Here is a 12,544-nt window from a genome sequence, read left to right on the forward strand (position 1 = left end):
ACTCGGGGGACGCCCGCCGGTGTCCGGACAAGTACCGGTGTGACCAAACCCCAGGAGCGCGCCATCGACGGCACCCCGCGGGACCACAGCCCCGACCAGGGCGACGCGGACCCCGCCGGCACGTTCGCCGCGCTCTTCGACACCCATGCCCCCGCCCTGCGCGGCTACCTCGCGGGCCGGGTCGGCCTCGACACCGCCGACGACCTGGTCGCGGAGACGTTCCTCGTCGCGCTGCGCCGGCGGGCCGACTACGACCCGGCCCAGGCGCCGGTGCGCGGCTGGCTCTACGGCATCGCGACGAACCTGCTGCGCAACCACGTCCGCCGGGAGCTGCGCGGCTACCAGGCCACCGAGCGGCTGTACTCGGAGACCGAGCACGGGCACGACGCGCGGGTGGCCGCGCAGGTCGACGCCCAGCGCCAGCTCGCCCGCGTCCTGCCGAGGCTGTCCGCCGGGGAACGGGACCTGCTGCTGCTCACGTCCTGGGCCGGCCTGGACCCGTCCGAAGTCGCGACCGCGCTGAAACTGCCTGCCAGCACGGTCCGCTCACGGTTGCACCGTGTGCGCACGAAGGTGCAGGCGATGCTGACAGGAGAAGAGTCATGACCGATCTGGACGAAGCCCTCGCCCTGCTGCACAGGGACGACCGGGAGAGCACGCGGTCGTTGCGGGACGTGCGCGCCAAGGTGCTCGAAGCCGCCTCGGGAAACGTGGTCCCGATGCGCCGCCGCAGGTTCATGCCCGTGGCGGTCGCCGCCGCCGCGGTGGCCGTGGTCGCCGCCGGTGTCGTGGTGGTGCAGGCCAACGACGCGGCGCCCCAGGCACCGCCCGCGGCGGCCCCGGCGAGTTCGGCCGCCGCGCCCACCAGCCAGGAGCGCACGGTGTCGAAGATGACGCTGGTGTCCGCGAAGGACGCGCTGACCGGCGCGGCGAGCCGGATCAAGACCACCGACCAGCCGGTGCCGCCCGGCAAGTACCGGCTGATCACCGAGACCGGCACCTACGGGCGGGGCGTGTCGTTCGGGTCGTCGGTCGACGACCCGCAGCCGTTGCGCGGCGGGACCTGGCTGCTCCCGCAGACGACGAAGACGTGGATCCCGTCCGACGTCACCGGTGAGTGGGTCAACCGGCGCGCGGTGACCGGCGAGCCGAAGTGGCTGGGCGGCAACGTCTCGCAGCAGGAGGCGGCGTACTCGCCGTCCGACACCGACACCGGGGAGCGCCGGGGTGCCTGCGGCGACTTCTTCCCGAAGTCGTCGCCGAAGAAGGTGTGCGGCGACCCGGCCGACTGGGACTCCCCCGCCTTCTACGCCGCGCTGCCGCGCGAACCGAAGGCCCTCTACGGCTGGCTGAGCACCGCCACGAGCGCCAAGGGCTCCACGCCGCAGGCCATGTTCGGCACGGCCACGGAGATCCTGCGGGCCGGTCTGATGCCCGCCGACCTGCGGGCCGAGTGGTACCGGGCGATCGCCAAGATCGACGGCGTCGTCCTGTCCGAGGGAGCCGTGACCATCGACGGCCGCACCGGCACCGGGATCACGCTCGCCGACAAGCTGCAGCGCACCGAGCTCGTCATCGACCAGGAGACCGGTGACTTCATCGGCCAGCGCACCCTCGTCGGCCCGGAGACCGACGAGACCTGGCTGCCGGAGGGCACGGTGACGATGTCGGTCGCCATCACCTCCACCGTGGTCGACAGCGTCAGCTGATCCACGTCGCGGGGCCGGAGGGCGCTCTGCCGTCCTCCGGCCCCGTCACGCGCACCCGGTCAGGGTGTGAGGGGCACCGGCGGCGGGCGCTCCACCGTGGTCGTCAGCTCGATCCGCCGCCCCTCACCGGCCGAGGCCAGCACCGCGGTCATCGTCTCGAGCACGTGCAGCGCGAGCTCACCGCCCGCGCGCGGGCCGCGCCGGTCGCCGGCCGCGACGAGGTCGAGCAGGCCGATCCCCCGCCCCGCACCCCGGTGGCCCGCGCTGGGGGCGAGGACCTCCCAGTCCGTGCCGCCGAGCGGGAAGAGACGGGTGTCGCCGTCGAAGTGGTTGGGGTCCGGGACGGCGAGCGTGCCGGTCTCGCCGTGCACCTCGATCGGCGCGGCGGTCGTGGCCACGCCGTCGAAACTGGTCGTGATGGTCGAGAGCGCGCCGTTGGCGTGTTCGAGCACGGCGGAGACGTGGGTGTCGACCTCGACCGGAACCCGCTCGCCCGCCCGCGGGCCCGACCCGATGACGCGCTCGGCGCGCAGGCGGCCGGCCGCGCCGATCACCGAGCGCACCGGGCCGAGCAGGTGGATCAGCGCGGTGAGGTAGTACGGCCCCATGTCCAGCAACGGACCGCCACCGGCGGTGTAGTAGAAGTCCGGGTTCGGGTGCCAGCGCTCGTGCCCCGGCGTGACCATGACGGCCGACGCGGAGATCGGGTGCCCGATGAGCCCGCCGTCGATCGCCGCCCGCGCGGTCTGCGTGCCCGTGCCGAGCACGGTGTCCGGCGCGCACCCGAGGCGCACCCCGGCCGCGGCGGCCCGGTCGACGACCTCCCGCCCGTCCGGGAACGTGACGGCGAGCGGCTTCTCGACGTAGACGTTCTTGCCGGCGTCGATGGCGCGCAGCGTGAGCTCGGCGTGCGCGGCGGGAGTCGTCAGGTTCAGCACCGTGTCGACGTCCCCGCCGAGCAGGTCCTCGACGTCGACCGCCTCGGCACCGGGAAGACCGGCCGCGACCTCCGCCGCGCGGGAGGCGTCGAGGTCGGCGACCGCGGTGACGCGCACCGCCGGGTGGTCGCGCAGCGTGTCCAGGTAGGCGCCCGAGATGAACCCGGTCCCTACGATGCCGACGCGGTGCGGGTCGCCCACGACATCCCCCTCGTGATGACGGTGCGGACAGCGGGATGGGCGAGCACGTCGAGGCTGTGCCCCGGCGTCGTCACGACGATCCTCCCGGCACCCCACCGGCGCGTCCAGACCGCGGGACAGGTGACGGGCCGGTGCCACGGGTGCCACGGCCGGACCGGGTGGGTCGTGGTGGCCAGCACGTCGACCAGGTCGTCGTGCAGCACCCAGTACTGCTCGGTCACCAGGTCGAAGTCCCCGAGGCCCGCGGTGATCGGGTGCTCCCGGCCGAGATCGGTGATGTGCACCGTGTACGGCAGGTAGTTGTCCTCCTGCCCGCCCTCGCGCTCGCACGGCTCCTTGCCCGGATGCGTGACGAACTGGCCGCCCACCAGGTGCAGGTAGTCCGACGACGCGCGGAACGAGTCCGCGATCCCCCCGTGCCAGCCGGTGAACCCCGTGCCGGCCTCGACCGCCACGCGCAGCCCGGCCACCTGGTCCGGCGTGATCTCCGACATCGTCACGCACTGCACGACCAGGTCCGTGCCCGCCATCTCGGCGGCGTCGGCGTACACCTCGGTCGACTCCTCGACCCGCACGGCGTACCCGTTCTCCCGCAGGAAGGGGAGGAACAACTCGGTGGCCTCCACCGGCCGGTGGCCCTCCCACCCGCCGCGGACCACCAACGCTGTCGGTCGTGCCACGCTCACCCCCTGGCAGTCGCACTCCGCTCTGCACACTGCCCCGCTGGTGATCGATGGTCAAGATCGGGCGCGCGATCACCGCCCGGGACGGGAGCGTGAGCTGTGAGACGCAGCAGTTCCGTTTGCGCCGTTGGCCAGCGCGGGTAACCGCCGATCGGCCCACCACGAAGCGAGGAGAACCTGTGCGCGCGACGCTCATCTACGGTGCCGAAGACATCCGGGTGGAAGAAGTTCCCGACCCGGTCCTGCGGGAGACCACCGACGCGCTCGTGCGGGTGGTGCGGGCCTGCGTGTGCGGAAGTGACCTCTGGCCGTACAAGAGCCGGGACGCCACCGAGCACGGCGACCGGATCGGGCACGAGTTCGTCGGCGTGGTCGAGGAAGTCGGCTCGGAGGTCGGGACCGTGCGGCCGGGCGACCTCGTGATCGCACCGTTCCTGTGGTCCGACGGCACCTGCGACCGCTGCCGCGCCGGGTGGCAGAGCTCGTGCCGGCACGGTGGCGGCTGGGGCGCTCCCGGTGTCGACGGCGGGCAGGGCGAGGCGGTGCGCGTGCCGCAGGCCGACGGCACGCTGGTCAAGGTGCCCGGGCCGGTCGACGAGGCGCTGCTGCCGTCGTTGCTGACGTTGTCGGACGTGTTCAGCACCGGCCACCACGCCGCGGTCCGCGCGCGGGTGGAGAAGGGGTCCGCGGTCGTCGTGATCGGGGACGGCGCGGTCGGGCTGTGCGCCGTGCTGGCGGCCAAGCGGCTCGGCGCCGAGCAGGTGGTGCTGCTGGGCCGGCACACCGAGCGCACCGATCTCGGCCGGGAGTTCGGCGCCACGGACGTCGTGGCCGAACGCGGCGAGGAGGCGGTCGCAGCCGTGCGGAAGCTGACCGGCGGTGACGGCGCGGCCCACGTCCTGGAGTGCGTCGGCATGGAGGACGCCTTCGACACGGCGCTCGGCGTCGTCTCGCCCGGAGGTGTCGTGAGCCGCGTCGGCGTGCCGCAGTACGAGCGGGTTCCCTTCGGGGGCAAGACGTTCATGGCCAACCTGACGCTGACCGGTGGTGTCGCGCCGGCGCGCGCGTACATCCCCGAGCTGCTGCCGGACGTGCTGGAGGGCCGGGTGCAGCCCGGCCGCGTGTTCGACCGGACGGTCCCGCTCGACGAGGTGCCCGGTGCTTACCGCGCGATGAACGAGCGCAAGGCGCTCAAGGTCATGATCCGCCCCTGACCGGGCACTCGACACCGTCAGGAGCCGGCCGTGACCACAACGCCACCCCCGCACGTCCTCGTCCTGTTCGGCGCGTCCGGCGACCTCGCCCGGCGCAAGCTGTTCCCCGGCCTGTACCGGTTGCTGCGCGCGGGCCTGCTGCCCGCCGACTTCCGCGTCATCGGCTCGGGCCGGCACTCGCCGGGCACCGACGACGAGTTCCGCGACCGCGTCCGGGAGTCGCTCGGCGACCACGTCGACGACGACGTGTGGTCCCGGCTGGCCGCCCGCACCACGTTCCAGACCTCCGACAGCGACGACGGCGAGGCGCTGGCGGAGGCGGTCCGCAAGGCGCGCGCCGACCTCGGCGAGGACAGCCGCGTCCTGCTCTACCTGTCCGTGCCGCCGAAGGCCATGCGGCCCATGGTCGCGATGCTCGGCCGCACGGGCCTGGCCGAGGACGCGCGGCTGGTGCTCGAGAAACCGTTCGGCTGGGACCTCGACTCCTCCCGCGAGCTCAACGCCGCCGTGCACGAGGTGCTGGACGAGGAGCACGTGTTCCGCATCGACCACTTCCTGGGCAAGGAGGCCGTGCAGAACGTGCTGGCGCTGCGGTTCGCCAACGGCGTGTTCGAACCGGCCTGGCACCGCGGCCGGGTGCGGTCGGTGCAGATCGACGTGCCGGAGGAGATCGGCATCGAGGGCCGGGCGTCGTTCATGGAGTCCACCGGCACGTTCCGGGACATGATCTCCACCCACCTCAGCCAGCTGCTCGGGTTCCTCGCCTTCGAACGGCCGGCGCGGCTCGACCCCGCGTCGCTGGGGGCGGCACGGCTGGAGCTCTTCCGGGCGCTGCGCCCGTTCGACCCGGCGGAGGTCGTGTTCGGCCAGTACGAGGGCTACCGCGACGAGGACGGGGTCGCGGAGGACTCCGAGCGGGAGACGTTCGTGGCGTTGCGGGCGTGGGTGGACAACGACCGGTGGCGCGGCGTCCCGTTCCTGCTGCGCACCGGCAAGGCGATGGGCGCCACCCGCCGCACGATCACCGTCACGTTCACCGATCCGCCGCTCGACCTCTTCGACGGCGACGCCGGGACGCGCACCGAACTCGTGCTGGAACTCGGTGACGAGCCGGAGCTGACCCTCGACGTGCGGGCCAAGCACCCCGGACCGGGCCTGACGCTGGGCGGCGCGTCGCTGACCACGCGGCTCACCGACGACATGGACGGCGACCCGCTCGAAGCCTACGAACGGCTGCTCCTCGACGTGCTGCACGGCGACCGCACCCTCTTCACGCACGCGGACGAGGTCGAACGGCTGTGGGAGGTGTGCGCGCCGGTCCTGGACTCCCCGCCCGAGACCCGGCCCTACGCCCGGGGGTCCTTCGGGCCGGAGGCGGCGCTCGAGCTGGCCGGGGAGCGCGGCTGGCGCGTGGGCCCGGGCTGACCGGTCCTGCGCGGGCCACCCCGCCGACCAGGTCCTCGTCGCGCAGCCGGCCGGCGCACGGGTGGTCCTCTGGAACTCCACAACGGACAGTGCGAGGACGACAGCCGCCGCTGCTCGGCGATCCCGTCCCCGCGCGAACCCCGCTCGCCGGTCGGTTCGCACACCCGGATCGGTGATCCGTGTCGCGCGGCGGCCGTCCGGCTGCCATGTTTGCCGCGACGCCGGGTGGTCGATCCGTGCCGGAGCGGCCCACCCGTGTTGCGCCGCCCCCAGTCGATCCGCGGTTGAGAGGACCTGATGGCCGAGCACCCCGCCACGACCACCGACGCCGGCATCCCGGTGGAGAGCGACGAGCACTCGTTGACGATCGGCCCCGCCGGCCCGATCGTGTTGCAGGACCACTACCTCATCGAGCAGATGGCCCAGTTCAACCGCGAGCGGATCCCGGAGCGGCAGCCACACGCCAAGGGCAGCGGGGCGTTCGGCCGGTTCGAGGTGACCGCGGACGTCTCGCGCTTCACGCGGGCGGCCGTGTTCCAGCCCGGCACCACGACCGAGGTGCTGGCGCGGTTCTCCACGGTGGCGGGCGAGCGCGGCAGCCCCGACACCTGGCGCGACCCCCGCGGTTTCGCGGTGAAGTTCTACACCTCCGAGGGCGTGTACGACATGGTCGGCAACAACACGCCGATCTTCTTCATCAAGGACCCGATGAAGTTCCAGCACTTCATCCGTTCGCAGAAGCGCCGCGCGGACAACAACCTGCGCGACCACGACATGCAGTGGGACTTCTGGACGCTGTCCCCCGAGTCGGCCCACCAGGTCACCTGGCTGATGGGCGACCGCGGCATCCCCCGCACGTGGCGCCACATGAACGGCTACAGCTCCCACACCTACATGTGGGTCAACGCCGAGGGCGAGCGGTTCTGGGTGAAGTACCACTTCAAGACCGACCAGGGCGTGGAGTTCTTCACCCAGGACGAGGCGGACCAGCTCGCCTCCGCCGACACCGACTACCACACGCGCGACCTGTTCGAGTCGATCGCGCGCGAGGAGCACCCGAGCTGGACCATGTTCGTCCAGGTGATGCCGTTCGACGAGGCCGACGGCTACCGGTTCAACCCGTTCGACCTCACGAAGGTCTGGCCGCACGCCGACTACCCGCTCACCGAGGTGGGCAAGCTGACGCTGGACCGCAACCCCACCGACCACCACACCGAGATCGAGCAGGCCGCGTTCGAGCCGAACAACCTCGTGCCCGGCATCGGCGCGAGCCCGGACCGCATGCTGCTCGGCCGGTTGTTCGCCTACGCCGACGCGCACCGCTACCGCATCGGCGTCAACTACAAGCAGCTGCCGGTGAACGCCTCCAAGTCGCCCGTGCACAGCTACAGCAAGGACGGCGCGATGCGGTACACGCCCGTGTCGGACCCGGTGTACGCGCCGAACTCCAAGGGCGGGCCGCAGGCGGACCCGCAGCGGTACGGCCCGACGGCGAACTGGGGCGCGGAGGGCGACATGGTGCGCTCGGCCTACGTCGCCCACGCCGAGGACGACGACTGGGGCCAGGCGCGCACGATGGTCCGCGAGGTGCTGGACGACGACGCGCGGACGCGGCTGGTCGACAACGTCGTGGGGCACCTGCTCAACGGCGTGTCGGAGCCCGTCCTGGCCCGTGCCTTCGAGTACTGGCGCAACGTCGACGCCGAGATCGGCAAGCGCGTCGAGGAAGGCGTGCGGGCCAAGCAGGACGAGACGGACCCGAAGGCCGGGCAGCAGGCGAACCCCGCCCGCGAGAGCATGCAGCGCAAGGCCTGACCGCGGCCGCGGTGACCGGGCGGCCGCGTCCGGTCACCGTTCGGCCAGGCCCAGCTCCGAGCGGTGGGTCACGACCGCGTGGGCGACCTGGACCAGCTTCATGTTGAGGTCCTGGGAGGCGCGGCGCAGGACGTCGAAGGCCTTGTCCGCGGTGTGCCCGTGTCTGTTCATCAGGATGCCCTTCGCCTGGCCGATCACGTCGCGCGAGTCGATGGCCTGCCGCAGCTGGGCGCTCTGGACCTGCGCCCGCGTCAGCTTCTCCACCGAGGACAGCGCGAGCGTCGCGTGCGAGGCGAGCAGCAGCGCGAGCTCGTGGGCGTTGGCGGGCAACGACTCCGGGTCGCGCGCGTAGATGTTCAGCGCCGCGATCGGCTCGGGCGAGCGGTTGTCCGGCAGCACGGCGGTGGCCAGCACCGCCCGGTAGCCGAACTCCGCGGCGGCGGGACCGAACTCGGGCCACGACGGCTCGTGCGCCAGGTCGTCGCACCGGACGTACCCCGGGCCCCTTCCCTCGGCCGCGGTCAGGCAGGGCCCCTCGCCGAACTCGTACTGCAGCTCGTCCAGCTCCAGCGCGGACGAGCCGCTGTGCGCCAGCGTGTGACACCGCCCGTCCTGCCGGAACGTGAACGACGCCAGGTCCGCGCCCGGTATCACCTCGCGCGCCGCCTGCACGACCTGGTCGAGCACCTCCTGCACGGTCGACGCGGCGAGCAGCGCCTGCGTCAGCCGCGCGAACTGGTCAGCCAGCAATCCCGCGGAGGAGTCTCCCGCGTACCCCACGAACTCGGCCTTCTCCCGGGCCCAGCCAGTCTCGCCACCCACGCTTCCCCGCCACCTCCACGGCCGTCGGCATCCCCGTAGATCGAACCACCCCGGCACCACGGCTGCCTGACGAGCGCAACGGCGTTGGGCCGGACGGGTGGTGTTCGCCGGCGGCGGCCCGGCCGTCGGGCAGGTGACCGGTCCGCCCCGCACGATGGCAGCGGGCAGAGCCGCCGCCCCGGCCGTTCCCACCTCCGCACCCGCGGAGTCTCCCCCGGTCCCCGCGGCTGCTCCGGCCCGCGCCGGCACCGCGACGGCCAGCCGGCGCGGCACGGCCCACAGCCCCGGACCCGTCCCTCTCCCGGCTCGGTCCGGGGCTGTGGCCCCGCTGGTGCGCGTGCCGGGGCCGTCAGCCGCCGGCCGGGGCGCTGCTCAGCACGACCAGCACGTCGTCGTGGCGCAGCTCGCCCACGGCGGGGTCCTCCACCCAGATCCGCCGGCCCTCCCGGAAGACGGCCAGCACCTCGCTCCCGCACGCCAGCGGCGAGCTGCCGATCTCGTCGCGCGCGACCGGGCGCCGCAGCACGGTCCACTCCGGCTGCGGGTGCCGTTCGTGCGGAACGCGCGCCATCGCGCGCGACCACTCGCCGACCCCTTCGGCGGCCAGGACGTGGTCGGCGCCGAGGAACTCGATGAGCTCGCGCAGCTCCTCGCTCCTGACCACGGTGGTGATCGTGGCGTCCTCGTTGACGCTGCGCACGACCGAGGTGATCCGCAGGGCCAAGGCGTCGTCGGTCACGGCCACGACGACGTGGTCCGAGGTGTGCGCCCCGGCCGCCCACAGCACGTCGAGCCGCCAGCCCTCGCCCACCACGGCGCGCACACCGTCCACTTCGGCCTGGGCGACGCGTCCGGGGTCGGAGTCGACGACGGTGAAGTCCGTCGCGTGACCTGCGGCGAACAACGTGCTCAGGACGACGCGGCCGCGGGTGCTGTAACCGACGAGCACGGCGTGTGAGCGCATCCGGCGTTCCTCATCCCGGGGAGGGCGGGTGCCGGCCGCTTTCGCCGTCGGCCGGCACCCGGATCTCCCCGTGGTGGCTGTGGTGCGGACGCCCGCCCCGACCGGTGGCGTCCGCCTCGTCATTCTGCGGGAAACCCGCGCGGTGCAACCTTGCGAGGCCCTTTCGATCAGCACCCGCCGGGCCTCACCCGGCGCAGATCGTGCAGAGGTGCGGTCCCAGCCGCCGGTCGAGCCCCGTCCAGCCGGCCTGGGCCGCCTGCAGCCACAACAGGTCCCAGGCGAACAGACCGGTGGCGGTGGTGCGGCGCGACCGTCCACAACCGTCGCAGACGAGGACGGTGCCCTGGACGCCGTCGCCGGTGAGGGGCATGCCTGTCACGACTCGCGGAGCCTCTCGTCGTACCGGGACGGACGCCGCCGCGTCGCCGCGGCGGGCGCCCGACCTTCCCCGAGCGCGCTCGGACGCGCGCCCACCGCGGGCCATCACCCGCGGCGACCAGCATGCACGACACTTGCACTGTGCAACCTTGCGAACTCCTTCCGAAGGCACGCGGCGGTGCGTCGATGCCGTCACCATGACAACGTGGTGGCAGCGGCACCGGACACCAGTGAGGAAAAGCAGGTCATGGAACTCTCCGTGCTGCTCGTGGACGACGACGAGCGCATCCGCCAGGCACTCGGGCTCGCGCTCGCCGACGAGGGGTTCGACGTCGAGGAGGCCGTGTCCGGGGAGGACGCGCTGAGCCGGCTCGACGGCGACACCTTCGACGTCGTCCTGCTCGACCTGATGCTGCCCGGAGTGGACGGTCTGCAGGTCTGCCGGAGGCTGCGCGCCCAGGGCGATCTGCCGATCATCATCGTCACGGCCCGCACCGACACGCCGGACGTGATCGCCGGGCTGGAGGCGGGCGCGGACGACTACGTGACCAAGCCCCTCGTCGCGAGCGAGCTGGCCGCCCGCATCCGGGCGCTGCTGCGCCGCCGCGGCGGGCCCCGCGAGAACACCTCCCACCGGGTGGAAGACCTCGAGATCTGGCCGGACGAGGGCGTGGTCCAGCGCGGCGGCGAGGAGATCCGCCTCACCCGCACGGAGTTCCGGCTGCTCGCCGAGCTGGCCGCGGCCGGCGGGCGGATCGTGACCAGGGAGCAGCTGCTCCAGCGGGTCTGGGGGTACGACTACTACGGCGACACGCGACTGCTCGACGTGCACGTCCGCCGGCTGCGGACCAAGGTCGAGCACAACCCCGACGACCCGGTGTTCGTGCTGACCGTGCGGGGCTCCGGGTACAAGATCGGCCCGCCGAGGTGATGCTGCGCCGGCCGTCGCTGCGCTGGCGCGTCGCCGCCACGCTCGGGCTCGGCTCGCTCCTCGTCACGAGCCTGCTCGCCGTCGCGACGTGGAACCTCGCGTCGGAGTACATGCTGCGGCAGCGCGTGCAGGCGACGACCCGCCAGGCCGAGGTGAACCTGCGGCTGGTCGAGGACGCCGTCCGCACCAACTCCGACGGGCTCACCGAGCTGCTGACCGGTCTCACCACCAACCCCGACTCGACGATCATGCTGTTCCGCGGCGACGAGGTGCTGACCTCCGGACGGCAGGTGGATCCCGCCGTCGTGCCCGGCGCCCTGCTCGCGCTGGCCCGCGACGGCACCGCGGGCCGGCAACGCCTGCGGGCCGACGGGATCCCGGTGCTCGCGATCGCGCAGCCGCTGGCCGAGGGGCAGGGCGTCTACGTGGAGCTCTTCCAGCTCGCCCAGCTCGACCGCACCTTCCGCTTCCTCAGCGGCCTGCTGATCGGCGGCACGGTGCTCAGCGGCCTGATCGGCGTGGCGCTGGGGTTCTGGGCCGGCCGGCGCGCGCTGCGGCCGCTGACCGAGCTCACCGCGGCGGCCTCGCGCATCGCCGGCGGCGACCTGAAAGCGCGGCTGCCGGACCAGGCAGACCCCGACCTCGAGGCGCTGGCGACCACGTTCAACACCACCGCCGACGCGCTGGAGCAACGCGTGCTGCGCGACGCCCGGTTCGCGGGCGACGTCAGCCACGAGCTGCGGTCGCCCCTCACGACGATGGTCAACGCCGCGGCCGTGCTGCGCCGCCGCCAGGCGGAGCTGCCCGGCACGACCGGCAAGGCGCTGCACCTGCTGACCTCCGAGGTGGACAGGTTCGCCCGCATGGTCGTCGACCTGATGGAGATCAGCCGCGCGGACCAGGACGCGGACCGCGCCGACCTCGAGCCGCTCGACGTCGGCGACCTCGTCCGGGGTGCCGCCGGCACGCGCCTCGGCGACGACGTCGAGGTCGTGGTCGGGCCACCGGCGCCCGTCGTGCTCGGTGACCGCCGGCGGCTGGACCGGGTGATCGGCAACCTGATCGAGAACGCCGAGCGGCACGCGGGCGGCGCCGTGCGGCTGGCCGTGCTGCACCGCGCCGGGCACGTCCGGCTGGAGGTCGACGACGCCGGTCCCGGTGTGCCGCGCGACATGCGGCTGCAGGTGTTCGAGCGGTTCACCCGCGGCACCAGGGCGGGCAGCCGCGGCGCGGACACCGGCAGCGGGCTCGGCCTCGCGCTCGTCGCCGAGCACGTCCGCCGCCACCACGGCGAGGTGTGGGTCGAGGACCGGCCCGGCGGCGGGGCGCGGTTCGTCGTCGAGCTGCCGGAGGCACAGGCATGAGAACCGCCCTGCTGGCAGCGCTCGTCCTGCTCGCCACCGGCTGCGGTGTGTCCACTCAGGACCAACCGGAGCCGATCGGCACGCCCGCGGTGTCGGGCGG

12 protein-coding genes are annotated in these 12,544 nt (G+C 73.3%); 7 read left to right on the forward strand and 5 right to left on the reverse strand.

Going from position 1 to position 12,544, the window contains the following annotated elements; genetic code table 11:
- Positions 1-39: 39 nt before the first annotated feature.
- The gene (locus tag ACFWGZ_RS07455) at positions 40-606 is read left to right on the forward strand and encodes an RNA polymerase sigma factor (protein WP_382450630.1); all 567 of its coding nucleotides are present in this window, start codon (positions 40-42) and stop codon (positions 604-606) included.
- The gene (locus tag ACFWGZ_RS07460) at positions 603-1,709 is read left to right on the forward strand and encodes a CU044_5270 family protein (protein ID WP_382450631.1); all 1,107 of its coding nucleotides are present in this window, start codon (positions 603-605) and stop codon (positions 1,707-1,709) included. The genes ACFWGZ_RS07455 and ACFWGZ_RS07460 overlap by 4 nt, the downstream gene beginning before the upstream one ends.
- A 59-nt stretch (positions 1,710-1,768) precedes the next feature.
- Here ACFWGZ_RS07460 and ACFWGZ_RS07465 read toward each other — a convergent pair whose 3' ends face one another.
- The gene (locus ACFWGZ_RS07465) at positions 1,769-2,848 is read right to left on the reverse strand and encodes a Gfo/Idh/MocA family protein (RefSeq protein ID WP_382450632.1); all 1,080 of its coding nucleotides are present in this window, start codon (positions 2,846-2,848) and stop codon (positions 1,769-1,771) included.
- A complete protein-coding gene (locus tag ACFWGZ_RS07470; RefSeq protein ID WP_382450633.1) occupies positions 2,818-3,528 on the reverse strand; it encodes a ThuA domain-containing protein in 711 nt (236 codons plus the stop codon). The genes ACFWGZ_RS07465 and ACFWGZ_RS07470 overlap by 31 nt, the downstream gene beginning before the upstream one ends.
- Positions 3,529-3,710: 182 nt before the next feature.
- Here ACFWGZ_RS07470 and ACFWGZ_RS07475 point away from each other — a divergent pair, with 182 nt between their 5' ends.
- The 3 genes from ACFWGZ_RS07475 (at position 3,711) to ACFWGZ_RS07485 (ending at position 7,985) form a co-directional block, all read left to right on the forward strand.
- Positions 3,711-4,745 (forward strand): zinc-dependent alcohol dehydrogenase family protein, encoded by a 1,035-nt coding sequence (locus ACFWGZ_RS07475; RefSeq protein ID WP_382450634.1) that lies wholly within the window; start codon positions 3,711-3,713, stop codon positions 4,743-4,745.
- Positions 4,746-4,775: 30 nt separating this feature from the next.
- Positions 4,776-6,170, forward strand: a complete 1,395-nt coding sequence (gene zwf, locus ACFWGZ_RS07480) for a glucose-6-phosphate dehydrogenase (RefSeq protein ID WP_382450635.1) — start codon at positions 4,776-4,778, stop codon at positions 6,168-6,170.
- A 297-nt stretch (positions 6,171-6,467) separates the two neighbouring features.
- On the forward strand, positions 6,468-7,985 hold the full coding sequence (locus tag ACFWGZ_RS07485; RefSeq protein WP_382450636.1) for a catalase: 1,518 nt from the start codon (positions 6,468-6,470) through the stop codon (positions 7,983-7,985).
- 33 nt (positions 7,986-8,018) lie between these two features.
- Here the strand turns inward: ACFWGZ_RS07485 and ACFWGZ_RS07490 are convergent, their stop codons facing one another.
- From ACFWGZ_RS07490 to ACFWGZ_RS07500, 3 genes are all read right to left on the reverse strand, one after another.
- Positions 8,019-8,807 (reverse strand): ANTAR domain-containing protein, encoded by a 789-nt coding sequence (locus ACFWGZ_RS07490; RefSeq protein ID WP_382450637.1) that lies wholly within the window; start codon positions 8,805-8,807, stop codon positions 8,019-8,021.
- A gap of 349 nt (positions 8,808-9,156) precedes the next feature.
- On the reverse strand, positions 9,157-9,771 hold the full coding sequence (locus ACFWGZ_RS07495) for an NAD(P)-binding protein (RefSeq protein ID WP_382450638.1): 615 nt from the start codon (positions 9,769-9,771) through the stop codon (positions 9,157-9,159).
- A gap of 184 nt (positions 9,772-9,955) precedes the next feature.
- On the reverse strand, positions 9,956-10,150 hold the full coding sequence (locus ACFWGZ_RS07500) for a hypothetical protein (RefSeq protein ID WP_382450639.1): 195 nt from the start codon (positions 10,148-10,150) through the stop codon (positions 9,956-9,958).
- Positions 10,151-10,396: 246 nt separating this feature from the next.
- Here ACFWGZ_RS07500 and ACFWGZ_RS07505 point away from each other — a divergent pair, with 246 nt between their 5' ends.
- Positions 10,397-11,080: a response regulator gene (locus tag ACFWGZ_RS07505; RefSeq protein WP_382450640.1), complete on the forward strand. Its 684-nt coding sequence runs from the start codon at positions 10,397-10,399 to the stop codon at positions 11,078-11,080.
- A complete protein-coding gene (locus ACFWGZ_RS07510; protein WP_382450641.1) occupies positions 11,080-12,444 on the forward strand; it encodes a sensor histidine kinase in 1,365 nt (454 codons plus the stop codon). Before ACFWGZ_RS07505 ends, ACFWGZ_RS07510 begins: the two co-directional genes overlap by 1 nt.
- Positions 12,445-12,544: the final 100 nt, after the last annotated feature.

The sequence above is a fragment of the Lentzea sp. NPDC060358 genome (genome assembly GCF_042725365.1).
Classification (GTDB): domain Bacteria; phylum Actinomycetota; class Actinomycetes; order Mycobacteriales; family Pseudonocardiaceae; genus Lentzea.

Bases quoted from the DNA above. Each gene is read 5' to 3' on its own strand.
- ACFWGZ_RS07485 (WP_382450636.1), top strand. From the start codon at position 6,468: ATGGCCGAGCACCCCGCCACGACCACCGACGCCGGCATCCCGGTGGAG.
- ACFWGZ_RS07495 (WP_382450638.1), bottom strand. From the start codon at position 9,771: ATGCGCTCACACGCCGTGCTCGTCGGTTACAGCACCCGCGGCCGCGTC.
- ACFWGZ_RS07460 (WP_382450631.1), top strand. From the start codon at position 603: ATGACCGATCTGGACGAAGCCCTCGCCCTGCTGCACAGGGACGACCGG.
- ACFWGZ_RS07505 (WP_382450640.1), top strand. From the start codon at position 10,397: ATGGAACTCTCCGTGCTGCTCGTGGACGACGACGAGCGCATCCGCCAG.
- ACFWGZ_RS07510 (WP_382450641.1), top strand. From the start codon at position 11,080: ATGCTGCGCCGGCCGTCGCTGCGCTGGCGCGTCGCCGCCACGCTCGGG.